19 protein-coding genes and 1 pseudogene are annotated in these 23,249 nt (G+C 63.5%); 8 read left to right on the top strand and 12 right to left on the bottom strand.

The window, feature by feature from the left end; translation table 11 throughout:
- Nucleotides 1-3 precede the first annotated feature (3 nt).
- Nucleotides 4-2,243: pseudogene (locus tag LB566_RS03105) on the top strand (AGE family epimerase/isomerase).
- A 30-nt stretch (nt 2,244-2,273) separates the two neighbouring features.
- On the opposite strand, the gene betB reads toward LB566_RS03105, so the two are convergent.
- Genes betB through betI form a run of 5 tightly spaced genes read right to left on the bottom strand, consistent with a single transcriptional unit; the run spans nt 2,274 to nt 8,571 of the window.
- Nucleotides 2,274-3,737 carry a betaine-aldehyde dehydrogenase gene (gene betB, locus LB566_RS03100; protein WP_224623031.1) on the bottom strand — a complete coding sequence of 488 codons (1,464 nt, stop codon included), beginning with the start codon at nt 3,735-3,737 and terminating at the stop codon, nt 2,274-2,276.
- 57 nt (nt 3,738-3,794) lie between these two features.
- A complete protein-coding gene (gene betA / locus LB566_RS03095; protein WP_224623029.1) occupies nt 3,795-5,447 on the bottom strand; it encodes a choline dehydrogenase in 1,653 nt (550 codons plus the stop codon).
- 3 nt (nt 5,448-5,450) lie between these two features.
- Nucleotides 5,451-6,458 carry a threonine/serine dehydratase gene (locus tag LB566_RS03090; RefSeq protein ID WP_224623028.1) on the bottom strand — a complete coding sequence of 336 codons (1,008 nt, stop codon included), beginning with the start codon at nt 6,456-6,458 and terminating at the stop codon, nt 5,451-5,453.
- A complete protein-coding gene (gene betC / locus LB566_RS03085) occupies nt 6,455-7,984 on the bottom strand; it encodes a choline-sulfatase (protein ID WP_224623026.1) in 1,530 nt (509 codons plus the stop codon). Before betC ends, LB566_RS03090 begins: the two co-directional genes overlap by 4 nt.
- Nucleotides 7,981-8,571 carry a choline-responsive transcriptional repressor BetI gene (gene betI / locus LB566_RS03080; RefSeq protein ID WP_224623024.1) on the bottom strand — a complete coding sequence of 197 codons (591 nt, stop codon included), beginning with the start codon at nt 8,569-8,571 and terminating at the stop codon, nt 7,981-7,983. Before betI ends, betC begins: the two co-directional genes overlap by 4 nt.
- A gap of 189 nt (nt 8,572-8,760) precedes the next feature.
- On the opposite strand from betI, the gene LB566_RS03075 reads away from it, so the two are divergent.
- Nucleotides 8,761-9,927, top strand: a complete 1,167-nt coding sequence (locus LB566_RS03075; protein ID WP_224623023.1) for an acetyl-CoA acetyltransferase — start codon at nt 8,761-8,763, stop codon at nt 9,925-9,927.
- A gap of 26 nt (nt 9,928-9,953) precedes the next feature.
- A complete protein-coding gene (locus LB566_RS03070) occupies nt 9,954-10,958 on the top strand; it encodes an asparaginase (protein WP_224623020.1) in 1,005 nt (334 codons plus the stop codon).
- 12 nt (nt 10,959-10,970) lie between these two features.
- On the opposite strand, the gene LB566_RS03065 is transcribed toward LB566_RS03070, so the two are convergent.
- A complete protein-coding gene (locus LB566_RS03065; protein ID WP_224623018.1) occupies nt 10,971-12,347 on the bottom strand; it encodes a TIGR03808 family TAT-translocated repetitive protein in 1,377 nt (458 codons plus the stop codon).
- 118 nt (nt 12,348-12,465) lie between these two features.
- On the opposite strand from LB566_RS03065, the gene greA reads away from it, so the two are divergent.
- Nucleotides 12,466-12,942: a transcription elongation factor GreA gene (greA, locus tag LB566_RS03060; protein WP_140553974.1), complete on the top strand. Its 477-nt coding sequence runs from the start codon at nt 12,466-12,468 to the stop codon at nt 12,940-12,942.
- Nucleotides 12,943-12,951: 9 nt separating this feature from the next.
- Here the strand turns inward: greA and LB566_RS03055 are convergent, their stop codons facing one another.
- The 4 genes from LB566_RS03055 to LB566_RS03040 all read right to left on the bottom strand — a co-directional run bounded on the left by LB566_RS03055 (nt 12,952) and on the right by LB566_RS03040 (nt 17,230).
- Nucleotides 12,952-13,341: a type II toxin-antitoxin system death-on-curing family toxin gene (locus LB566_RS03055; protein WP_224623017.1), complete on the bottom strand. Its 390-nt coding sequence runs from the start codon at nt 13,339-13,341 to the stop codon at nt 12,952-12,954.
- Complete coding sequence (locus tag LB566_RS03050; RefSeq protein WP_140494768.1) at nt 13,338-13,559, bottom strand: AbrB/MazE/SpoVT family DNA-binding domain-containing protein; 222 nt, start codon at nt 13,557-13,559, stop codon at nt 13,338-13,340. The genes LB566_RS03055 and LB566_RS03050 overlap by 4 nt, the downstream gene beginning before the upstream one ends.
- A gap of 111 nt (nt 13,560-13,670) precedes the next feature.
- Nucleotides 13,671-15,791 (bottom strand): methylmalonyl-CoA mutase, encoded by a 2,121-nt coding sequence (gene scpA, locus LB566_RS03045; protein ID WP_224623015.1) that lies wholly within the window; start codon nt 15,789-15,791, stop codon nt 13,671-13,673.
- Nucleotides 15,788-17,230, bottom strand: coding sequence for a methylmalonyl-CoA mutase subunit beta (locus tag LB566_RS03040; protein ID WP_224623013.1), 1,443 nt, complete (start codon nt 17,228-17,230; stop codon nt 15,788-15,790). Before LB566_RS03040 ends, scpA begins: the two co-directional genes overlap by 4 nt.
- Nucleotides 17,231-17,513: 283 nt before the next feature.
- Between LB566_RS03040 and LB566_RS03035 the strand changes: the two genes are divergently transcribed.
- Entirely contained in the window at nt 17,514-19,052 is a 1,539-nt protein-coding gene (locus LB566_RS03035; protein WP_224623012.1) for a helicase HerA-like C-terminal domain-containing protein, read from the top strand.
- 85 nt (nt 19,053-19,137) lie between these two features.
- On the opposite strand, the gene LB566_RS03030 is transcribed toward LB566_RS03035, so the two are convergent.
- Both LB566_RS03030 and LB566_RS03025 read right to left on the bottom strand, forming a co-directional pair.
- Nucleotides 19,138-19,962: a L,D-transpeptidase gene (locus LB566_RS03030; RefSeq protein WP_140553967.1), complete on the bottom strand. Its 825-nt coding sequence runs from the start codon at nt 19,960-19,962 to the stop codon at nt 19,138-19,140.
- A 216-nt stretch (nt 19,963-20,178) separates the two neighbouring features.
- A complete protein-coding gene (locus tag LB566_RS03025; RefSeq protein ID WP_224623011.1) occupies nt 20,179-20,841 on the bottom strand; it encodes a haloacid dehalogenase type II in 663 nt (220 codons plus the stop codon).
- A gap of 155 nt (nt 20,842-20,996) precedes the next feature.
- Between LB566_RS03025 and LB566_RS03020 the strand changes: the two genes are divergently transcribed.
- The 3 genes from LB566_RS03020 (at nt 20,997) to LB566_RS03010 (ending at nt 23,249) form a co-directional block, all read left to right on the top strand.
- On the top strand, nt 20,997-21,875 hold the full coding sequence (locus LB566_RS03020; RefSeq protein WP_224623010.1) for a branched-chain amino acid aminotransferase: 879 nt from the start codon (nt 20,997-20,999) through the stop codon (nt 21,873-21,875).
- Nucleotides 21,876-22,048: 173 nt separating this feature from the next.
- Entirely contained in the window at nt 22,049-22,651 is a 603-nt protein-coding gene (locus LB566_RS03015) for a superoxide dismutase (RefSeq protein WP_140553963.1), read from the top strand.
- A gap of 160 nt (nt 22,652-22,811) precedes the next feature.
- Nucleotides 22,812-23,249, top strand: coding sequence for a c-type cytochrome (locus LB566_RS03010; protein ID WP_140553962.1), 438 nt, complete (start codon nt 22,812-22,814; stop codon nt 23,247-23,249).

Genomic DNA, 23,249 nt, shown 5'->3' with positions numbered 1-23,249 from the left:
ATCATGAGCCAGCGCATCGTCAGTTTCGTCATCAGCGGCGGCGTCGGCTCGCGGCTCTGGCCGCTATCGCGCGAGGACAATCCCAAGCAGTTCCACGATCTTTCGGGCGACGGCTCGATGCTGGCAAAGACCTTGCGCCGGCTGGCATCACGGCCCAGCGGCGAGACGCCCATCTTCATGATCGCTTCCGAACGCCATGCCGAGCGCGTCCATGCCGATCTCGCGGGCATAAACCTTGCCGGCGGCGGTCCGCTGTTCGAACCCATCGGCCGCAACACCGCCGCGGCGGTGGCGCTGGCAAGCCTGCGCACGCTCTCCGAATTCGGCGACGAACTGGTGCTGGTGGTGCCGTCCGATCACGAGATTTCGACCGCGCGGCAATTCTGGCAGAGCGTCGAGGCGGGTGCTGCCGCTGCCAATGCCGGGCGGCTGGTGGTGTTCGGCATCAAGCCGACACAGCCGGAGACCGGCTATGGCTACATCGAAGTCGCTGCCGAAAGAGAGGGCGTGTTCGACGTCTCGCGCTTCGTCGAAAAGCCGGACCTTGCCACAGCCCAGGCCTATCTCGAAGCCGGCAATTTCCACTGGAACACCGGCATCTTCCTGTTTCGCGCCGGCGCCATGCGCGATGCATTCGCGGCTTTCGAGCCGAAGATCTGGCAGGCGACCGAAGCTGCCTACAAGGCTGCGACATCGGATCTTTCCGGCTTTTACATGCCGCTGGACCTCTATGGCGCCATTCCTTCGACCTCGATCGACTACGCCATCATGGAGCGGGCAAAGGACATCGCCATGGTGCCGGCCGGCTTTCGCTGGAACGATCTCGGCTCCTGGCAGTCGCTGCTCGATGTCGGGCCTGCCGATAGCCAAGGCAATGTCATCGCCGGCGACGTCGTCGCCATCGATTGCGAGAATTCCTACATTCGCAGCGATGGCCGGCTGCTGTCGGCCATCGGCATGAGCGACGTCGCCATCGTCTCGACATCGGACGCGACCTTCGTCGCCCCGGTCAGCCACAGCCAGCACGTCAAGAAGATCGTCGAGCAGCTCGAAAAATCCGGCCGGCTGGAAACCCGCTTCACGCCTGCCCACGACCGGGTCATCGAAAGCGGCGCCTGGCGTCGCCGCGTCCATCACTGGCTGTTTCAGGAGACGCTTCCGCTGTGGTCGATATCAGGCGTCGACGAACGCTATGGCGGCTTCCACGAGGCGCTTGGCTTCGACGCCACGCCGCTGATGAAGCCCAAGCGCATGCGCACGCAGGCCCGCCAAGTCTACGCCTTTGCGGTCGCCAAGCAACGCGGCTGGGACGGCCCGGCCGCCCGGCTCATCGCCCACGGCATCGACTTCATGGCCGGAAGCGGCCGAACGGCAAGGGGCGGCTGGGTGCGCACCCTCGACATCGACGGTTCGGTCGCCGACCCGGTCGAGGACGCCTACGATCATTCCTGCGTGCTTCTGGCGCTGGCACATGCCCATATGTCGGGCCATCCGGATGCGCTGCGGCTCGGCGAGGAGACCTTCGCCTTTCTCGATGCCCATCTCGAGGATAGCCGCATGACCGGCTTTCTCGAAACCTCGGACGGGCAGGGCGAGCGGCGCTCCAATCCGCACATGCATTTCCTGGAAGCCTTCCTCGCTTGGCACCAGGCGACAGGCGAGCGCCCTATCTGCGGCGCGCGGCGCGCATCATCGACTTGTTCCGCAGCCACTTCTTCGATCCCGAAAGCTGGACGCTGGGTGAATATTTCGACGCCGGCTGGAGGCCCGTGGCGGACGAGAAGGGCACCTGGACCGAGCCCGGCCATCATTTCGAATGGGCCGCGCTGCTTGTCGATTTCGCCGCACGCAGCGGCCAGGCCGAACTGAGTGGCTTCGCCAGGAAACTCTATGCCTCGGCGATCGCCAATGGCCTTAACCGCGCCACAGGCCTTGCCTATGGCGCGGTCTCCCGGCAGGGTCTGCCGCTGGACCTGATCTCGCGCAGTTGGCCACAGGCCGAAGCGGTCAAGGCGGCGATTGCGTTGGACGGTTCTGGCGGACCCGACCTCAAGCCGGAGATCGAGGAACGCGTAGGCCGGCTGTTCCGCTGGCACATCGATCCGGCGCCGCTGGGTCTGTGGATCGACCGCGTCGACGAGCGCGGCCGCTCGCGGGCATCAGACGTGCCGGCCAGCATTTTTTACCATCTCGTGTGCGCGCTGACGCAGTATCTGGATGGGACTGCCGAGAAGGGCGGCTGAGAAAGAGTCGCTGTCCCGACGAGATTTTGCTCAATACGGGCTGGCCACATCCCCGGTCTCGACATAAACCGCCTTCAGCTGGGAATAATGCGCCAGCGCGGCCAGCGAATTCTCCCGCCCGATGCCGGATTGCTTGACACCGCCGAAGGGGATTTCGACGGGGGTCAGGTTGTAGGCGTTGATCCAGCACGTGCCAGCCTGCAGCTCGGCGATGACGCGGTGGGCGCGCGGCAGGTCGCGCGTGAACACGCCGGCCGCGAGGCCGAACTCGGTGTCGTTGGCGCGCTCGACCACCTCGTCCTCGCCGTCGAATTTCAGCACGCTCATGACAGGCCCAAAGATTTCCTCGCGCGCGATGCGCATGCCGTCGGTCACCCCGGTGAACACAGTCGGCTCGATGAAGAAGCCGCCTTCAAAACCTTGCAGCGAGGGCACGTTGCCGCCGCAGGCGAGGGTGGCGCCTTCTTGCTCGCCCGCCGCGATGTAGGAGACGACCTTCTCCTGCTGCGCCTTGCTGACCAGCGGCCCCATCTGGGTTTCGGCATCGAGCGGATCGCCGATGCGGATCTTCTTGGTTCGCTCGACGAGCCGCTCGACGAAGCGGTCATGGATGCCCTTCTGGACGAAGACGCGTGTGCCGTTGGAGCAGATCTGCCCCGTCGAATAGAAATTGCCGAGCATGGCCCCGCCGATGGCATTCTCGAGATCGGCATCGTCGAAGACGATCAGCGGCGACTTGCCGCCGAGTTCCATCGTCGCGTGCTTCATCTTCGAGCCGGCTGATGACAGCACCTTGCGGCCGGTCGGCACCGAACCGGTCACCGACACCTTGGCTACGACATCGTGGCCGACGAGGCTGGCGCCGACATCGCCATAGCCTTGCACGACGTTGAACAGCCCGTCGGGCAGGCCCGCCTCACTGTAGATCTCGGCCAGTGCCAATGCCGACAATGGCGTGTTTTCCGATGGTTTGAACACCATGGCATTGCCCATCGCGAGCGCGGGCGCGGATTTCCAGCCGGCGATCTGGATCGGGTAGTTCCAGGCGCCTATGCCAACGCAAACCCCGAGCGCCTCGCGCCGCGTGTAAGCGAAAGCCCCGCCCAGATCGACGGCCTCGCCATTGTAAGCAGCAACCGCGCCTCCGAAATATTCCAGGCAATCCGCGGCCGAAGGGGCATCCGCCACCAGCGTTTCCTGGATCGCCTTGCCGGTGTCGAGCGTCTCGATGCGGGCAAGATCGGCATTGCGGGCGCGCAAGATGTCGGCGGCGCGGCGTAGAATGCGGCCGCGCTCCACCGGCTTCAGCCGCGCCCAAGCCGGTTGCGCGGCACGCGCCGCCTCGATTGCGAGTTCCAGCACGTTCGGCGTCGCCGAGCGTAAAAGGGCGATGGTCTCGCCGGTTGCTGGATAGATGACCGGCAGCGGCGCACCTTGCTCGTCCTCTATGTAGCGTCCGTTGACATAGTGCGATGCCGTTGGCTGGGCGCGCATGGGCTTCTCCAAATCGTCTTTCGCGACATGCCGATCGTGCGGTTGCACGATCATGCTCTATCTGTCGGACGCCTGCCAGCGGGGATTGATCCATGGTTCCTGGTTGGAAGGCGCCAGCGGCGTGCGGCCAAGAATGTGGTCGGAAGCCTTCTCCCCAGTCATGATCGACGGCGCGTTGAGATTGCCGTTGGTGACGCGCGGGAAGATAGAGGAATCGGCGACGCGCAGGCCCTCGACGCCGATCACGCGGCATTCCGGGTCGACGACGCTCGCGGCGTCGTCGGCGCGGCCCATCCGGCAGGTGCCGCAGGGATGATAGGCGCTTTCGGCATGATCCCTGATGAAGATGTCGAGGTCGTCGTCCGACTGCACGTGGCTGCCGGGCGAAATTTCCTGTCCGCGGAAGCCGTCGAACGCCTTCTGGCCGAAAATCTCGCGCGTCAACCTGATGCAGTGTCGGAACTCGCTCCAGTCGTCGGGATGCGACATGTAGTTGAAGTGGATCACCGGTTTCGAATTCGGATCCGGCGAGCGCAGCGTCACCGAGCCGCGCGACTTCGAGCGCATTGGCCCGACATGCGCCTGAAAACCATGCGACTTCGCCGCCGCCTTGCCGTCATAGCGCACCGCCGCCGGGATGAAGTGGTACTGGATATCAGGATAGTCGACGCCGGCGCGCGAGCGCACGAAGGCCGCCGCCTCGAAATGATTGGTGGCGCCAAGGCCGGTCTTGAAGAACAGCCACTGCGCCCCGATCATCGCCTTGGAAAACGGGTTGAGCACCGAATTCAGCGTGATCGGCTTTGTCGATTCCTGCTGGATATAAAGTTCCAGATGGTCCTGCAGGTTGCGGCCGACGCCGGGTCTATCGGCCACCACCGCAATGCCGTTTTCCCTGAGATGCTCTGCAGGCCCGATGCCCGACAGCATCAGGATTTTCGGCGAATTCATCGACGATGCCGCGACGATCACCTCACGTCGCGCCTTAACGACTTGAATCTGTTTGCGAGCTTCGATTTCGACCCCGATGGCGCGTTGATTCTCGATGATCACCCGCCGCGCAAAGCCCTTGACCAAGCTTACGTTTTTGCGCCTGAGCGCCGGCTTCAGATAGGCTGATGCCGCCGACCAGCGGCGGCCACCGAAAATTGTCTGCTCCATCGGGCCGAACCCCTCTTGCCTGGAGCCGTTATAGTCGTCGGTCAGTTCGAAGCCGGCCTGGCGGCCCGCTTCGACGAAGGCGCCATAGAGCGGATTTTTCCGCGTGCCGCGCCGCACGTGCAGCGGCCCGCCATGGCCCCGCCAGCCGTCCTCGCCACCATCCGAATCTTCCATGCGCTTGAAATAGGGAAGCACGTCGGCAAAACCCCAGCCGGCGGCTCCCTGTTCGGCCCAGTGGTCGAAGTCGCGGGCGTGGCCGCGCACGTAGACCATGCCATTGATCGAGGACGAGCCTCCGATCACCTTGCCGCGCGGCGTTGCCAGCACGCGGCCGCCGAGATGCGGCTCCGGTTCGCTGGCGAAGCCCCAGTCGTAGAGGCTCATGTTGAGCGGGATCGACAGCGCCGATGGCATCTGGATCAGCGGCCCGATATCGGAGCCGCCGAATTCGATAACGATGACAGAGTGCTTGCCATCCTCCGACAGGCGATAGGCCATGGCCGAGCCGGCGGAGCCGGAGCCGATGATGACGAAATCCGCTTCAAGCATTGTTCATATGCGCCCATCGTTCATATGCGTGATGAAATCGGCGAGCGAGACATTGCCGCCGGTAGCCACCACAAGGACGGTCTTGCCGGCCACATCCACCTTGCCGCCGAGCAGTGCCGCCAGCGAGGCAGCTCCGGACGGCTCAAGCACCAGCTTCATCCGCTCGAAGGCGATTTTCATTGCCCGCCGCACCAAGGCGTCGTCGACGGTGATGCCGCGAACGCCGGCGGTTCTGACCGCCGCGAACGGCGCGTCGCCGGGCCGCCGCGACATCAGCCCGTCACAGATCGAGTTCGGGGCGAGCGGCATGGTCTCGATGCTGCCATGCGCCAACGAGGCGCCCATGCCGTTGAAACCTTCGGGCTCGACGCCGATGGTTTCTGTGGCCGGCGACAGATAGTGGAAAGCGAGCGAAACGCCGCCGATCAAGCCGCCGCCGCCGACCGAGCAGAACAGCACGTCCGCCTTCGCGCCCTTGGCAGAAAGCTGCTCCAGCGCCTCCAGCCCGGCACCTGCCTGGCCGGCCACGATTTCCGGATCGTCGAAGGGATGCAGCAATGTCAGCCCTTCGGTCTCGGCGATCTCGCGCGCCTTGGCGGCGGCGACTTCCTCACGCGCAAGCTCGCCGTGATCGGTAAGCACCACGCGCGCGCCGTAGCCTGCTGTGGCGTCGCGCTTGGCGGCCGGCGCGTCGATCGGCATGACGATCGTGACGGGAATGCCGAGCGCCTGGCCGGCAGCCGCCAGTCCTTGCGCGAAATTGCCGGAAGAATAAGCGACGACGCCCTTCTTGGCTTCGTCGGGCGACAGCCGCTTCAGCCGCCAGTAGGCGCCCCGCACCTTGAACGATCCCGCCCATTGCAGCGATTCCGCCTTGACGAAGACGCGAGCGGCGCCGGTTTCCCTGGCGAGCGCCGCCGATTCCAGCAGCGGCGTGATCTGCGTCGCCTTGGCGGTGACTGCATACGCTTGCTTCAGGTGGTCGAGTGAGGGAACAAGCGTAGCCATCATTCGCCTCGCGGATACCGTTTGCTCTCCTCGAGATTGTCGAGGTTCATATGGTTGCGCATGTAGCGCTCGGACGCTTTCTGCAGCGGCTGGAAATCCCAGGGGTAGTAGGCGCCGTTGCGCAGCGCCCGATAGACGACCCAGCGGCGCGCCTGGCTTTCGCGCACCGCAGCGTCGAAAGCGGCCATGTCCCAGCGCGCCCGCACCTTCTCCATGAACGCCGCGACCAGCGGTTCGTTGGCCGGATCGGCGGCGAGGTTTTTTCGCTCGAGCGGATCTGATTGGAGATCGAACAGTTGCGGCGCATCGAGCTCGCAATGGACGAACTTGTATCGGCCCTCGCGCATAGCCACCAGAGGCGCGTATGAACCCTCAGCCGCATATTCCATCAGCACAGGCGCGCTGCGCTGCTCACCGTCGATCAGGGGCAGCAGCGATTGGCCATCGGTCCATGGCGCGACGGCATCGATGTCGATGCCGGCGAGGTCGCAAAGCGTCGGCGTCACGTCGAGATTGGAAACCGGCGCTTCGATCAGACCGGCCGCAACGCCCCTGCCGGCAACCATCAGCGGCACCCGCGCCGAGCCCTCGAAGAAGCTCATCTTGAACCATAAGCCGCGCTCGCCGAGCATGTCGCCATGGTCGGAGCAGAACAGGATGGTGGTGTCGTCAAGCATGCGCGTCCGCTTGAGGACGTCCAGGAGCTCGCCAAGCTTGTCGTCGACATAGGAAATATTGGCGAAATAGCCGCGCCGCGAACGGCGCACCTGCTCAGGGGTGATCTGGAACGACGGATAATCGCTGGCGACATACAGCCGCTGCGAATGCGTGTCCTGTTCATCATACGCGATGAAACCGGTTTCCGGGTCGAGCGCCTGGCAATTTTCGTAGAGGTCCCAATATTGCTTGCGCGCGACATAGGGATCGTGCGGATGCGATAGTGAGACGGTGAGGCACCATGGCCGGCGCTCCTCATCGTCCTGTTCGCGTGAAAGCTGGTAGAGCTTCTGCGTGGCGAGGAACACGACCTCGTCGTCATATTCCATCTGATTGGTGGTTTCCGCAATGCCGGCCCCGGTCACCGAACCCAGATTGTGATACCACCAGTCGATGCGCTCGCCGGGCTTGCGATAATCCGGCGTCCAACCGAAATCGGCGGGGTAGATGTCCGTGGTCAGCCGTTCCTCGAAGCCGTGCAACTGGTCCGGCCCGACGAAGTGCATCTTGCCCGACAGGCAAGTGTAGTAGCCGGCGGCGCGCAGATGATGAGCGAAGGTCGGGATCGACGAGGCGAACTCGGCGGCGTTGTCATAGACCCCGGTGCGCGACGGCAACTGGCCGCTCATGAACGCGGCACGGCCGGGCGCACAGAGCGGCGAGCCGGTGTAATTGTTGCGGAAGCGCGCCGAGCGGGCGGCCAATGCCTTCAGATGCGGCGCGTGCAGGAAGTCAGCCGGCCCGTCCGGAAAGAAAGTCCCGTTGAGCTGATCGACCATGACGACCAGGAAATTTGGTTGCTTGCGTGTCACTGCCTCTGCCGTCCGCTGAGTTTCGTTTCGAGATAGTCTTCGACCAATGCGATCGCGGTCGCGGCATCGGGCACGCCGTCCTTGAGCGCGCGCCTGATGTAGAGCCCGTCGATCATCGCCGCCGTCGCTTCGGCGACGCGGTCGGCCTCGGCTCGGGGCAGGATGCCGGCCAGCCCGCTCATCAGGTTCGAATGCAGCCGCCGCGCATAAATCCTGAGCAGCCGGCGCAACGCAGCCGATTTCTGCGCCTCGACATAGAAGGCGAGCCAGGCGGCGATCGTTTCGGCCCGGAACTGGATCTCGGAGAAATTGACGGCCACCACCGCCGAGACGCGTTCGCGTGGGGAACCGGCGGATTGAAGCGCGCGCCGCATGTCCGCGGTCAGTTCGGCCAGGATATGCCGCATCGTCGCGAACAGCAGTTCATCCTTGGCGCCGAAATAATGATGGGCCAGCGCCGACGACACGCCGGCGCGCCCGGCGATCTCCGACATCGTCACGTCAAGCGAGCCGCGCTCGCCGATCGCCGAGATCGTCGCGTCGATGAGCGCTTTGCGGCGCAGTGGCTCCATTCCGACTTTCGGCATGCTGTTCCCGATGTTTCGGCCGAAGATTATTTTTTATTGACGGGTCAATCAACAAAAATCCAGCCCGAACGACAACCGATTGTCGGCTCTGGCTCATCCCGCGCACTGGAAAACGGTTCACTATTGAACAATATTGAATGCTCAAGCCGCGATATGACGTGTTAGGATCCGCGGCAGATGGAGATTGCCATGACCGCATGCATCGTCGGCTGGGCGCATTCGCGTTTCGGCAAGCTTGAAGGCGAAACGCTGGAGAGCCTGATCGTCAAAGTGGCAACCGAGGCGCTCGACCATGCCGGCATTGGCCCGGACGATGTCGACGAGATCGTACTCGGACATTTCAACGCCGGCTTTTCCGCGCAGGATTTCACCGCCAGCCTTGTCCTCCAGGCCGACGACCGGCTGCGCTTCAAGCCGGCGACGCGCGTCGAGAACGCTTGCGCCACCGGTTCGGCCGCGGTCAGACAAGGCATCCGCGCCATCGATGCCAATGCCGCCCGCATCGTGCTGGTGGTCGGCGCCGAGCAGATGACGACGACGCCCGGCCCCGAGATCGGCAAGAACCTGTTGAAAGCCTCCTATTTGCCCGAGGATGGCGAGACGCCGGCCGGCTTTGCCGGCGTCTTCGGCAAGATCGCGCAGGCCTATTTCCAGCGCTACGGCGACCAGTCGGATGCGCTTGCCATGATCGCCGCCAAGAACCACAAGAACGGCGTCGACAATCCCTATGCGCAGATGCGCAAGGATTTCGGCTACGAGTTCTGCCGGCAGGAGAGCGAGAAGAACCCCTTCGTCGCTGGCCCGCTGAAGCGCACCGACTGCTCGCTGGTCTCCGACGGTGCCGCCGCTCTCGTCCTCACCGACACGGCGACGGCACTGAAGATGCGCCGCGCCGTCACCTTCCGCGCCAATGAGCACGTGCAGGATTTCCTGCCGATGTCGAAGCGCGACATTCTCACCTTCGAAGGCTGCGAGCAGGCCTGGAGCCGCGCGCTTAAGAAAGCTGGCGTGACGCTTGACGATCTCTCCTTCGTCGAGACGCATGATTGCTTCACGATCGCTGAACTGATCGAATATGAGGCCATGGGCCTGGCAAAGCCCGGCGAGGGCGCCAAACTGGCGCTGGACGGCACGACCGCAAAGGACGGACGGCTGCCGGTCAACCCGTCCGGCGGCCTGAAGGCGAAGGGTCATCCGATCGGCGCCACCGGCGTGTCGATGCATGTGCTGAGCGCCATGCAGCTCGTCGGTGAGGCGGGCGGCATCCAGGTGCCCAACGCCAAACTTGGCGGCATCTTCAACATGGGGGGCGCGGCGGTCGCCAACTACGTTTCCATTCTCGATCGGATTCGGTAAAAGCGACCCGCATCCGCGGGGGCAACATGACAAATCCGGTTCTGATCGAAGTTCTGCGTGGCGCCATCGTCGAGAGCGCCCACCGGGGCGCGGTCGCGGTTTTCGATGCCGATGGCACGCCGGTTCTGGAAATCGGCGACACGTCGAGGCCGGTGTTTCCGCGCTCCGCCGTCAAGGCCATCCAGGCGCTGCCGCTGGTCGAAAGCGGCGCCGCCGATGCATATGGCTTCGGCAACCGCGAACTGGCGCTGGCCTGTGCCTCCCATTCGGGCGAACCGGCCCATGTCGAACTGGCCAGGTCGATGCTCGCCAGGGCCGGGCTGGACGGGTCGGCGCTTGAATGCGGCACGCACTGGCCCTCAAACCCTGATGCGGAGATAGCACTTGCGCGTGCCGGCGGCTCGCCCAACGCGCTGCACAACAACTGCTCCGGCAAGCATTCGGGCTTCCTCTGCACCTGCGTTCACGCGGGCATCGCGCATGGCGGCTATGTCAGGGCGGATCACGCCTTGCAGGAGATGGTGCGCGACGCCATGCAGGCGGTAACAGGAGCCCGCCACGGCGCCGACGAGCGCGCGACCGATGGTTGTTCCATCCCGACCTACGCGGTGCCGCTCAGGAGTTTCGCGCTGGGCTTTGCCCGGATGGCGACCGGGACGGGTTTTGCACCGGTGCGAGCCAAAGCTGCAAACCGTCTGCTGGCCGCCTGCATGGCAGAGCCGTTCTTTGTTGCCGGAACGGACCGCGAAGACGTCGCGTTGATGGAAGCCGCCCCCGGGCGGATTTTTGCGAAAGGTGGCGCTGAAGGCGTTCATTGTGCCGCAATTCCCGAACTGGGTCTCGGCATCGCGCTCAAATGCGACGATGGCGCCAGCCGTGCCAGTGAAGCAATGGTTGCCGCCATCCTCGCAAGGCTGTTGCGCGCGGACCACGCCCTGGCGGCGAGGCTGCTCGAAATGGCAAACGCACCCATCGAAAGCCGGGCCGGCGCCAAGGTCGGTGCGCTGAGGCCGACGGCGGCGCTGGCCTGAGACAGGCGCTTCTCAACTGACGTGATTGCGCTCGACGGTCAGGTGCGGATAGCCGGTATCGCCTGACGCGGCGAGATCGCCCGTGGCCGGGTCGGCCCAGCGCTGCCCGACAATGGCGCCGTTGCGTGCGCCGTCGATGACATTGTCGGAGATGATGGCGGTTCCGGCACCGTCGACCACGCTGACGACGATGCCGGTGCCCGCCTTGCGGATGATGTTGCCGGTGGCCACGACGTTGCGCAGATACGGTCCCCAGCCGATCGACATCCCGTAGAGCGGCGCGTTCTCGATGACATTGTTGGACACGGTGGTGTCGGCCTCGACGCCGATGCCGATGCCGAATCCCGGCGGGTCGGCCGGGTAGGGACCTGATGTCGACAGGTTGCGCACGATGTTGCCGGAGCAGACACCCATGCGTCCGCCTTCGTTGAAATTAACGATCGAGATGCCGTTGGCGGCTCCATCGACGATGTTGTTGCTGATGACGGCGCCCTCGAACGAGAATTCGGAGTAGACCGCCGTTTCGCCGGAGCGCATGCAGGTGTTACCTGATATCTGCAGATTGCTGGCGCTGTTGGCGCGGATGGCGGAGAATGCGCAGTCCGAAACGATATTGCCGGAGACGATCACGTTGGCGGCGCGGAAGGTATTGATGCCGTTGCCGTTCTGGCCTGTGCCGCCGCCGCGCGCCGCTATGCGTTCGACCCGGTTGCCCGTGACGATGGTGCCGTCCTCCGCCGCTTGCCAGCGGTGCACGAGGATGCCGCCATTGGCGCAGTCGGAGACGGTGTTGCCTGTGATCGCCAGCCCTGCGGCCTCGACCGAATAGATGCCGGCGTCCGCCGCTCCGGATATTTCCGTGCGCTCGACCCGGCCCGCCGCGTGCTCGAGCGCGAGCCCATTCTTGCCGCTACCGGTTATCTGGCAATTATCGACAATGAGATGCGCCACGCGGCGCAGATCGAGCAGTCCTTGCGCATAGTCGCCCATCGAGCGGTTTGAGCCGTCGAGGACCAGGCCGCTGAGCTCGATGTGATCGGCTTGTTCGGCCATGAACAGGTGACCGTCGCCACCATAGACGATGCGTGTTGCGCCAGGCACGCCGCTAAGGCGCACCCGGCCGGGCAGCGTCAGATTGGATACGACGTAGGTGCCGGGCTGCAGGAACACCGGCATGTCCCGATCGCTGGCCTCGCGCAGCAGCTTGGCGAAAGCCTTGCTCTGATCGTCAAAGGTGCCGGGTTGCACGCCAAGCTCGGTGGCGTTGATCGATCCGCGCATCGAGGCTTTCTCGGTGCCGGGCAAGCTCGCGGCGGCTGCCTTGCCCAGCGAAAGCCCGAACACGGCAAAACCGGCTGTCCGCACAAGCAGTTTGCGTCTGTTCAACATCGGCACAGGTCCTGGCGTTTTACACGTCTAGTGGCAGGATTCATGCCAGCCGGGCTCCTGCGTTCCCGCCGAGGGGCAATGACTTGTGAAGTCGTGAGGGCGGGCATAAGTTCAAGGAATGAGCAGAGCCTTTACCCGCGAGGAAGACAGCGAAAACGCCATCGCAGGCGTCGGCGAACGGCCGATCAGCCAACACCGCAACCTGGTGACGGAGCGTGGCCTGGCAATGATCGAGGAGAATCTGGCCGATCTGCGCGACATATTGGCCAAAGCCGAGCGCCGGGGAGACCGCGAGCGCATCGCGCTGGTGTCGCGCGACCTACGTTACTGGACCGCGCGGCGCGAAAGTGCCGAGCTTTCGGTGCCCGAGCCCGGGAGCGACGTCATCCGCTTCGGCATGGGCGCCACGCTCGAAGCCGAGGACGGCAAGAAGGTGCACTGGAAGATCGTCGGCGAGGACGAGGCCGACCCGTCGAAAGGCAGCATTTCCCATGTGTCTCCAATGGCGATTGCTTTGTTTGGCAAGAAGGTCGGCGATGTCGCCACCGTCAACGGCAAGGAATGGGAAATCGTCAAGCTGAGCGCGGGCGGCTGAACCCCAACGTCAGTTCTCAGTCTGCACGATGTGGTCGCGAAAGAACGCGGCGGCACCGGCTTCATCGATCTCGCCGGCGGCGATAGCCATCACGAATTCATAAAGCGTGCCGTTGTCCGCCGTCAGGACGTGACCGTTGACGATCAGGAAGGCGCCGGCGGCGACAATCGCCGTGCGTTTGTTGCCGTCGACAAAGGCATGATTTCTGGCAATGCCGAAGACATAGGCTGCTGCGAGATCTTCAATCGACGGAGTGCCGTAATTGGCCTTGTTCTGGGCCCGGGCCAGCGCCGATTCGAGTGCATTTTCATCCCGCAAACCTTGTGCGCCGCCATGCCGGCGCAATTGCTCGGCATGCATCGCTTCGACCGCGCGGCGCGACAGGAACTCCCAGTTCATTCGGCGAGCTTCTGAAGCGCGACCTTGTACTTGTCCATGACCTTGCGAGCAGCTTCCATCTGCCGCTCGAAACTATCGTCGACCGGTTTGAGGACGATGTCCTTGTCCGTTTCGAGAACCTGAAGCTGATCACCGGCTTTGAGATTCAGGCGGTCGAGTAGCTCCTTGGGCAGGATCACACCTTCGGAATTGCCGATCTTGCGAATGGTGGTGTTCATGCTGGATTGCTCCTGTTGCAACGTCAATTATAACTCGACCGCCGCGCCGTTGCAACAGATATTATAACTTACGAATGGGAGGAAGGCCCGGACACGTTCATTGCCGAGAATTCACGATACCAGCAGCCGGTCCATCAGCCGCTCCGCCGCTTCCGGGATCACGGTACCGGGCGGGAAGATCTCCGCCGCACCCGCTTGCAGCACGGCATCATAGTCCTGCGGAGGGATCACGCCGCCGGCAACGATCAGCATGTCGCCGTGGCCGAGCCTCTTCAGCGCATCCCTGAGTTCCGGGATGAGTGTCAGATGTCCCGCCGCCAGCGATGACGCGCCGACAATGTGCACATCCTGCTCGTGGGCGAGCTTCGCGATCTCCTCCGGCGTCTGGAACATGGCGCCGACGGTGACATCGAAGCCCAGGTCGGCAAAGGCTGTGGCGATCACCTTCTGGCCGCGGTCATGTCCGTCTTGTCCCATTTTGGCGACCAGGATGCGCGGCTTGCCGCCGGTCTTCTTTTCGAACGCGCCGATCTTCTCCTGCAGCCGGTCGACGGCCGGGTTGTCGCCGAGCGCTTGGCGGTAGACGCCGGAAATCGTCTGCACCGAAGCGACGTGGCGGCCAAAGACCTTTTCCAGCGCCAGCGAAATCTCCCCGACCGTCGCATTGGCGCGCGCGGCATGGATGGCGAATTCGAGCAGGTTCTCGCCGCTCTCGGCCGCGCGGGAGAGTGCTGCGAGCGCATTCTCGAGCACTGCCACGTCGCGGGTGCCTTTCAACCGCTGCAGCTTCGATAGCTGCCGGGCTCTTACCTCGGCATTGTCGATCTTCAAGACGTCGACTTCGATATCCGTGCCGGGCCGGTGCGCGTTGACGCCGACCAGCATCTGCTCGCCTGAATCGATGCGCGCCTGAGTGCGGGCGGCTGCCTCTTCGATGCGCAGCTTCGGAATGCCCTTCTCGGTCGCCGCAGCCATGCCGCCGAGCGCCTCGACCTCCTCGATATGGGCAAGCGCACGCGCCGCCAGATCATGCGTCAGCCTCTCGAGATAAGCCGAACCGCCCCACGGATCGATGATGCGCGTGGTGCCGGATTCCTTTTGCAGGATCAACTGCGTGTTGCGGGCGATACGGGCCGAATGATCGGTCGGCAGCGCCATGGCCTCGTCGAAGGAATTGGTGTGCAGCGATTGTGTATGGCCCTGTGTGGCGGCCATCGCCTCGATCATCGTGCGGATGATGTTGTTGTAGGGATCCTGCGCCGTCAGCGACCAGCCAGAGGTCTGGCAGTGGGTGCGCAAGGACAGCGAACGCTCGTCCTTCGGCGAAAAATTCTTCATCATCAGGCTCGACCACAGCAGCCGCGCCGCCCTGAGCTTGGCGACTTCCATGAAGAAGTTCATGCCAACAGCCCAGAAGAAGGACAGGCGCGGGGCGAAGCGGTCGATGTCGAGCCCGGCGGCGACGCCGGCGCGGGCATATTCGATTCCGTCGGCGATCGTGTAGGCGAGTTCCAGGTCCGCCGTCGCGCCGGCCTCCTGCATGTGATAGCCGGAGATCGAGATCGAGTTGAATTTCGGCATGTTCTTCGACGTGTAGGAGAAGATGTCCGAAACGATCCGCATCGAGGGTATTGGCGGATAGATATAGGTGTTGCGGACCATGAACTCCTTCAGAATGTCGTTCTGAATGGTGCCAGTGAGATCCTTCTGCGCAACGCCCTGTTCCTCGGCCGCCACGATGTAGAGCGCCATGATCGGCAGCACCGCGCCGTTCATGGTCATCGACACCGTCATCTCGCCGAGTGGAATGCCGTCGAAGAGCTGGCGCATGTCGAGGATGGAATCGATGGCCACGCCCGCCATGCCGACATCGCCGGCCACCCGCGGATGGTCGCTGTCATAGCCGCGATGCGTGGCGAGATCGAAGGCGACCGACAGGCCTTTCTGGCCGGCGGCAAGATTGCGCCTGTAGAAGGCGTTGGACTCTTCCGCTGTCGAGAAACCGGCATATTGCCGGATCGTCCACGGCTGCTGGACATACATGGTTGGATAGGGTCCGCGCACGAAGGGAGGCATGCCCGGATATGTGTCGAGATGCGGCAGCCCCTTGAGGTCGCCCTGATTGTACAGATGTTTGACGGCAAGGCCTTCCGGCGTCATCCGCTGGCCCTTGATCTCGCCCGGCGCCCGCCGCGGCGGCGCCCAGCCGACCTGGCTGAAATCCGGAATCAAGAAGCGGCTCCGATCGCTTGATCGATGCGGACCGGAAACAGCGGCTCGCACATGACGATGCCTTCCGTGAAGGCAGGTCGCCGCTCCGCGGCCAGCGTCTCGACCGCGCGCTCGATTTTCTGCGGATAGAGCGTGGCGCCGACGATGGCGCGCTCGCGGGATCGGAAGGCGGCGGCGCGCTGGGAGGCGGCGGTGCGAACGCGCTCCTGTATGTGTCCCTCCTTAAGGCTGGACAGCACGCCGCCCTCGGCCTCAATCGCCTGCAACTCGGCCCAGGCCGCTTCGCAGAGGCCAGCGGTGAGCGCTTCGACGCCACCGGAGCCGCAGGCGGGATCGGCGACCTGATCGATGTGGCTTTCATTGGCCATGATCAACTGCGCGTTACGGGCCACGCGGCGTGCGAAAGGCGCCGGCAGGCCATGCGCGACGGTGTGCGGCAGGATGGCGATCGAATCGGCTCCACCCGCCGCCGCGGCGAAGCAGGCGATCGTCGTGCGCAGGATGTTGGTCTCCGGATCCAATGCCGTCATCATGCGAAACGACGTCTCGGCGTGAATATTGGCCGTCGAAGTCGGGATCGAGCAAGCCTCTTGGACGCGAGCCCACAGCCTGCGCAAGGCCCTGACCTTGGCAATCGACAGGAACTGATCCTGGTCGGCGCTCAGCGCAAACCCGATATGGGGCGCCGCGTAGACGAGCGGTTGCCGCGCTTTCTCAAACATCCTGAGATAGGAGACGGCCGAAGCGAGCATGATGCCAAGCTCCTGCGCCTCCGTGGCGCCGGCATTGTGGAACACCCGCCCATCCGCCTCTAGCAGCACGCCGGGTACGCCCATCGAAAAGAAATGCGCCAGCGATTGCGGCATGGATTCCTGCAGCGCCTCGATCGACATACGCAACCGGCCGGTTCCGGCCAGGATAGCCGCCGGATCGATGCCGAAGGAGAGGTTGAGCTTTGCCGGGTCGGAGCGGCGCTTGCCAAGGAACGCCACCAGCCAGTCGGCCATGGGGCGGCTCCACGGATGGGCGTCGATGCGGATCTGGACGCGGTTCAACGGTATGCCGTCCAGAACCGTTTCCAGCGCCTGCGCCGTTCTCGGCAGGCCGTAGCCGAACGCGTTCGGGGCGCCTTCGAAGACGAGCGACAATCCCGTCGCACCCTGCGCGACGTCCTCCAGCGCCTGGGCTTTGGCGCGACCGATGTCGGGATCGTCGATGCGTTGGCTGACGATCCACGGCGATCCGGGGTTGGCGCGCACGATGGGCTCCGCCGCCGCCGCGCGCTCATAAATCGGTTCCACGCGGATGCCGTCATCGGTGTGCGAGACCAGTTTTTCCTCGAAGGATGCGCCGGCGAGCGCCTTTTCAGCCAAGGCCAGCCATCGCTGCCGGTCGGCATTCGGAAGTTCGTTATCCCTGGTCAAGGCTCCGGCGCTCATCCACTGTCCTCGTCACTATGCGGCCGCATCAGCCTGGAGCACTTCAGTCTACGGGTCCCGGTGCGATACCGCAATGCAATGCGCTTCCAAGACTCGAATTCGATCCCTCGAGCGTACACCAGCCTTCGAGCACGAAGCATGAACGATTGCCAAACACGGGCAAAATCCGCAAGCTCCAAAAAAGGCCATTTTCGCTGACTGCCATTGTCGCTGTGCAGGGGCGCCACTATACCTTCGGGCAAGGGGCTGGTTCTATACACAGCAGTTTGCGGAGACCGGACATATGGCTGACGACACCATTTTCATCGGCGCCAGCCGCAAGCCCGACGACAGCTATCAGCGCGGGGAAAAACTGCTTTTGCAATATGGCAACCGTCACGGCCTGGTGACCGGTGCCACCGGCACCGGCAAGACGGTTACCTTGCAGATATTGGCCGAGGGATTCTCCAATGCCGGCGTGCCGGTGTTCTGCGCCGACATCAAGGGCGACCTCTCCGGTATCGCCATGATGGGCACGGCGCAGGATTTCCTGGTCAAGCGCGCCGAGCAGGTCAAGCTCGACCCCTATGACTTCCAGGAATTCCCCGTCATCTTCTGGGATCTGTTCGGCGAACAGGGCCACCCCATCCGCGCCACCGTCTCCGAGATGGGCCCGCTGCTCTTGTCGCGGTTGATGAATCTGTCCGAAGCCCAGGAAGGCATTATGAACATCGCCTTCCGCATCGCCGATGAGGAAGGCCTGCTGCTGCTCGACCTCAAGGACCTGCAGGCGCTGCTCGCCAATATCGCCGGGCGCGCCGAAGAGATCAGCGCCCGCTACGGCAATGTGACGAAACCCTCGGTCGGCGCCATCCAGCGCACGCTGCTGGTGCTGGAACAGCAGGGGGCGGCGAATTTCTTCGGTGAGCCGGCATTGCGCATCGCCGACATCATGCGCACCACCCGCGACGGTCGCGGCGCCATCAGCGTGCTGGCCGCCGACAAGCTGATGATGAATCCGCGGCTCTACGCGACGTTCCTGCTTTGGCTGATGTCGGAACTGTTCGAGGAACTGCCCGAAGTGGGCGATCCCGACAAGCCGAAGCTGGTCTTCTTCTTCGACGAGGCCCATCTGCTTTTCGACGACGCGCCGAAGGTGCTGATCGACCGCGTCGAGCAGGTGGTGCGCCTGATCCGCTCGAAGGGCGTCGGCGTCTATTTCGTCACTCAGAACCCTCTGGATATTCCTGAAAAGGTCTTGGCCCAGCTCGGCAACCGCGTCCAGCACGCGCTACGCGCCTACACGCCGCGCGAGCAGCAGGCGGTAAGGACCGCAGCCGAGACGTTCCGGCCAAATCCGGATTTCGATTGCGCGACTGTGATCACGCAACTGGGCACCGGCGAAGCGCTGGTTTCAATGCTGGAAGCCAAGGGCATCCCGTCCATGGTCCAGCGCACGCTGATCCGCCCGCCGTCGTCACGGCTGGGGGCGATAACCCCCGCCGAGCGCCAGAAGCTGATCCAGGAAAGCCCGGTGATCGGCCAGTACGATGAGCGTGTCGATCGCGAATCGGCTTTCGAGATGCTGCAGAAGAAGGCCAAGGACGCTGCGGATGCCGAGGCACAGCAGGCCGAGGCCGGCCGTTCACGCTGGACCATTCCGGGCTTCGGCAATGATGCCCCGCCGCAGCAGCCCGGCGGCAGACGCTCCCCTCAACCGCGCCCGTCCAACCGCCAGACGGTGGCGGAAGCCGCGATCAAGTCGGTGGTGCGCTCTGTCGGCTCGTCGGTCGGCCGCGCCATCGTGCGCGGGATACTTGGCAGTCTGTCGAGGGGCAGATAGGCAAGCGCGATCGCGCAACGGCCATGCGGGGATAGGCTGATGTGGAGGGTGAAGGCGGCGAGTCGCCGCATTCACCTCCCTCCGATCAGAAAATCGCGTCGGTCACCGCTTTCACCGGGCCAAGCAGCACCGATCCGTCCGGCACGCCGGCATCGATCGGGATGGCCTTGTGGTTCGCCGTCGCCACCATGGGCTGGCTGGCGTCGCTGGTCACGATGACCGGGGTCTTCGAAGGCACGCGGTCATAGAGGTCTATAATGTCCTGGTTCATCAGGCGCACGCAGCCGGACGACACCGACTTGCCGATCGAACGCCATTCCGGCGAGCCGTGCAGTCGGTAGAGCGTGTCGACGTTGCCCTGGAAGAGATAGAGCGCACGTGCACCGAGCGGGTTTTTCAGCCCGCCCGGCATGCCGCCATTGTCGGCGCTGTATTGCCTCAGTTCCGGCTGCCGGGCGATCATCTCGTCCGGCGGCGTCCATTTCGGCCACTTCTGTTTCCACTGGACGACGGCATCGCCAGACCATTCGAAGCCGGCGCGGCCGAGGCCGACGCCGTAGCGGATCGCCTGGCCGCCCGGACGAACCAGATACAGGAAGTGCCCGGTCGTATCGACGACGATGGTTCCCGGCTTCTGGCCGGTCGGGTCGGGCACGATCTGGCGCAGGAATTGCGGATCGATCCTGTCGACGGGAATGGCCGGCACTTCGAAACCGCCATCACTGACGGCGGCGTACATCGTCACGTAGTCGGCGAGCGGCGGCTCGACGTAGGCCGGTGGCGGTGGCTCGACTGGCCCGGATCCGGTGGTGGCGCATGCGGAAACCGCGATCGAGGCGGCGCCCAGGGCTGCGGCGTTGAGAAAGCCGCGACGGCTCAGGCGATAGGATTCGATTTCGGCTGGGAACATGGTTGCCTTCTTTAAGTCTGAAATCGCAACAAAGCGTGAATATGCCGACCGTTGCGAGGGTGCCTGATCAACACTTGGGCGCGATAGGCGGTTCCGAATCTGGCCTCAAGGTGGACAAACAAAGGCGAAGCTGTGACCGCGTCGCCACTGTGGCGCTACGGTCACAGGAGTGTGCGGGCTAGAGTGAAAACCAGGCTTACTTTTGGGCCGCATGCGTTAGCCACCTGTGACAAGGGCATCGAGCGACGGCAGGATCAGGGCCGGTGGAAAATCCCGATACTCCTCCGGCTGGTTGGAGCGGTTGATCCACACGGTGCGGAAGCCGAACTTGGTCGCGCCGGCAATGTCCCAGCGGTTGGACGACTGGAAGGAGACCGCACCCGGATAAAGGCGCCAGCCCGTGGTGACCATGTCGTAGACCGACGGATCGGTCTTGAAGCGCCGTACCGCATCGACGGAATAGATATCGTCCAGCACCTGATCGAGCGCCGCGGATTTAACGGCTGCATCCAGCATTTCCGGTGAACCGTTGGACAGGATTGCCAGCTTGGCGCCGGACGCCTTGAGCGCCTTCAGTACGGCGGGCACTTCCGCATAGCAGTCCAGCCGCCAATAGGCGTCCAGCAATGCCGCCTTGAGGCCGGGATCGGCAGAGGGCACCTTGTGCAACGCGAAATCAAGTGCCTGCTCGGTGAGTTGCCAAAAATCGGCATAGGCGCCCATCAACGTACGCACCCAGGAATATTCGAGTTGCTTGGCGCGCCAGATCTCGGACAGCAACTGGCCGTCCGGTCCGATGGCGTCGGCGTGGCGGCGCACGGCGGCATGAACATCGAACAGTGTGCCGTAGGCGTCGAAAACATAAGCGGCGTATTGCATGGCAACAGTTTTGAGGCGAGGCGGGGCAAGGTGCAAGTCTTGATTGCAGCGCGCCGTCCGTGGCCTCAACAAAACTCCGCGATGCTGGTTGACGACGCCGGCCAAAGCGTCATCCAATGCCGCAACACGAGATTGGATCGAAACGGGACAAGGCAATGACACTGGCGGCTGCCGCACTTTCCGCGACATGGACTTTCGTCGACGGCGACTGGTACGAGGGCAATGTCGCCGTTCTGGGTCCGCGCAGCCACGCAATGTGGCTCGGCACCAGTGTGTTCGACGGCGCCCGCTGGTTCGAGGGTGTCGCTCCCGATCTTGAGCTTCATGCCGCGCGCGTGAATGCCTCGGCGATCGCGCTGGGTCTCAAGCCTTCGATGACGGCCGAGAAGATCGTCGGGCTGACCTGGGACGGATTGAAGAAATTCGATGGCAAGACGGCTGTCTATATCAGGCCGATGTATTGGGCCGAGCACGGCGGCTATATGGGCGTGCCGGCCGATCCCGCCTCGACGCGTTTCTGCCTGTGTCTCTACGAATCGCCGATGATCTCGCCGACCGGCTTTTCCGTGACGGTATCGCCGTTCCGACGCCCGACTATCGAAACCATGCCGACCAACGCCAAGGCCGGCTGCCTCTATCCCAACAATGGCCGTGCCATCCTCGAAGCCAAGATGCGCGGCTTCGACAACGCCCTGGTGCTCGACATGCTGGGCAACGTCGCCGAGACCGGAACCTCGAACATCTTCCTGGTCAAGGACGGCCACGTCCTGACGCCGGCGCCGAACGGCACCTTCCTGTCCGGCATCACCCGCTCGCGCACGATGACGTTGCTTGGCGAGTACGGGTTCAAGACCACCGAAAAGGCGCTGTCGGTGCGTGAATTCCTCGAGGCGGATGAGATTTTCTCGACCGGCAACCATTCCAAGGTCATTCCGATCACGCGTATTGAGGACCGCAGCCTGCAGCCCGGGCCGGTGGCCAAGAAGGCGCGGGAACTCTATTGGGATTGGGCGCATTCGACGGCGGCGGGCTGATCCGCCCAGGCTTTTTGTCGCAATGCGCCCGGTTTCCGGAAACTGTGTGACAGTTCTCCGGAACCCGCTTAGAAAGAGCACCCGGCGCTTCACTTTTCGGAGTTGTCCGAACCCAATCCAGACCTATCTTAGTCCGGTATCGACACCGGATTTTCCTTGAGGGAGTACCTTCCATGGCTTTTGAATTGCCCGCTCTGCCTTACGACTATGAGGCCTTGCAGCCCTATATGTCGAAAGAGACGCTGGAATATCACCACGACAAGCACCACAAGGCCTATGTCGACAACGGCAATAAGCTTGCCGCCGAAGCCGGCCTTGGCGATCTGTCGGTAGAAGAGGTGGTCAAGCAGTCGTTCGGCAAGAATGCCGGCCTCTTCAACAATGCCGCTCAGCACTACAATCACATCCATTTCTGGAAGTGGATGAAAAAGGGCGGCGGCGGCAACAAGCTGCCGGGTGCGTTGCAGAAGGCTTTCGACAGCGATCTGGGTGGCTACGACAAGTTCAAGGCCGACTTCATCGCCGCCGGCACGACCCAGTTCGGTTCCGGCTGGGCCTGGGTTTCGGTCAAGGATGGCAAGCTGGCGATCTCGAAGACGCCGAACGGCGAGAATCCCCTCGTCCATGGCGCGACGCCGATCCTCGGCGTCGATGTCTGGGAGCACTCCTATTACATCGACTATCGCAACGCCCGGCCGAAATATCTCGAGGCCTTCGTCGACAGCCTGATCAACTGGGATCATGTTCTCGAACTCTACGAAAAAGCGAAAGCCTGATCGAGATTAAGAAAGCCCCGGCACCCCCGGGGCTTTTATTTTTCTGTACCGGGATCCCACAGCAGCAAAGGTCTGGCAAAATCGTCGGGGGAAGGAATATTCCTCCCGCCACGTCCGTTAACGTCCTGTCCCGAAATGCCTTCATCATGGAGCCAATTGAATGAGAAAGCTTGTCATCGCCATCTCTATGCTCGCGTTCGCCGGTTCGGCGGCCTTTGCTGACCCGATCCTCGACCGCCAGGCCCTGATGAAGGAACGCGGGAAGATCGTCGGTGGCCTGTCGAAAGTGGTCAAGGGTGAGGAGCCTTTTGATGCCGCCGCCGTACTGACTGCGCTGCAGGCGCTCCAGGCGAACGCGGAAAAATTCGACGCCGACGTCCTGTTCCCGGCGGGCAGCGACACGGGCGACACCACGGCGGCGCCGAAGATCTGGCAAGACATGGCCGGCTTCAAGGCGACAGAAGACAAGTATCTTGCCAACGTCAAGGCTGCGGTCGCCGCGGCCCCAGCCGACGTGGATTCCCTGAAGACGCAAATCGGCGTCATCGGCTCCGACTGCGGCACCTGCCACAAGGGCTACAGGGTCAAGAAAGGCTGA

This window comes from Mesorhizobium sp. CA13, from assembly GCF_020165235.1.
Classification (GTDB): Bacteria; Pseudomonadota; Alphaproteobacteria; order Rhizobiales; family Rhizobiaceae; genus Mesorhizobium.
The sequence above is the reverse complement of the archived record's forward strand: the minus strand, read 5'-3'. Positions and strand labels throughout refer to the sequence as shown.

Bases quoted from the DNA above. Each gene is read 5' to 3' on its own strand.
- betB (WP_224623031.1), bottom strand. From the start codon at position 3,737: ATGCGCGCCCAGCCAACGGCATCGCACTATGTCAACGGACGCTACATA.
- betA (WP_224623029.1), bottom strand. From the start codon at position 5,447: ATGCTTGAAGCGGATTTCGTCATCATCGGCTCCGGCTCCGCCGGCTCG.
- LB566_RS03090 (WP_224623028.1), bottom strand. From the start codon at position 6,458: ATGATGGCTACGCTTGTTCCCTCACTCGACCACCTGAAGCAAGCGTAT.
- betI (WP_224623024.1), bottom strand. From the start codon at position 8,571: ATGCCGAAAGTCGGAATGGAGCCACTGCGCCGCAAAGCGCTCATCGAC.
- LB566_RS03075 (WP_224623023.1), top strand. From the start codon at position 8,761: ATGACCGCATGCATCGTCGGCTGGGCGCATTCGCGTTTCGGCAAGCTT.
- LB566_RS03070 (WP_224623020.1), top strand. From the start codon at position 9,954: ATGACAAATCCGGTTCTGATCGAAGTTCTGCGTGGCGCCATCGTCGAG.
- LB566_RS03065 (WP_224623018.1), bottom strand. From the start codon at position 12,347: ATGTTGAACAGACGCAAACTGCTTGTGCGGACAGCCGGTTTTGCCGTG.
- greA (WP_140553974.1), top strand. From the start codon at position 12,466: ATGAGCAGAGCCTTTACCCGCGAGGAAGACAGCGAAAACGCCATCGCA.
- LB566_RS03055 (WP_224623017.1), bottom strand. From the start codon at position 13,341: ATGAACTGGGAGTTCCTGTCGCGCCGCGCGGTCGAAGCGATGCATGCC.
- LB566_RS03050 (WP_140494768.1), bottom strand. From the start codon at position 13,559: ATGAACACCACCATTCGCAAGATCGGCAATTCCGAAGGTGTGATCCTG.
- LB566_RS03040 (WP_224623013.1), bottom strand. From the start codon at position 17,230: ATGAGCGCCGGAGCCTTGACCAGGGATAACGAACTTCCGAATGCCGAC.
- LB566_RS03035 (WP_224623012.1), top strand. From the start codon at position 17,514: ATGGCTGACGACACCATTTTCATCGGCGCCAGCCGCAAGCCCGACGAC.
- LB566_RS03030 (WP_140553967.1), bottom strand. From the start codon at position 19,962: ATGTTCCCAGCCGAAATCGAATCCTATCGCCTGAGCCGTCGCGGCTTT.
- LB566_RS03025 (WP_224623011.1), bottom strand. From the start codon at position 20,841: ATGCAATACGCCGCTTATGTTTTCGACGCCTACGGCACACTGTTCGAT.
- LB566_RS03020 (WP_224623010.1), top strand. From the start codon at position 20,997: ATGACACTGGCGGCTGCCGCACTTTCCGCGACATGGACTTTCGTCGAC.
- LB566_RS03015 (WP_140553963.1), top strand. From the start codon at position 22,049: ATGGCTTTTGAATTGCCCGCTCTGCCTTACGACTATGAGGCCTTGCAG.
- LB566_RS03010 (WP_140553962.1), top strand. From the start codon at position 22,812: ATGAGAAAGCTTGTCATCGCCATCTCTATGCTCGCGTTCGCCGGTTCG.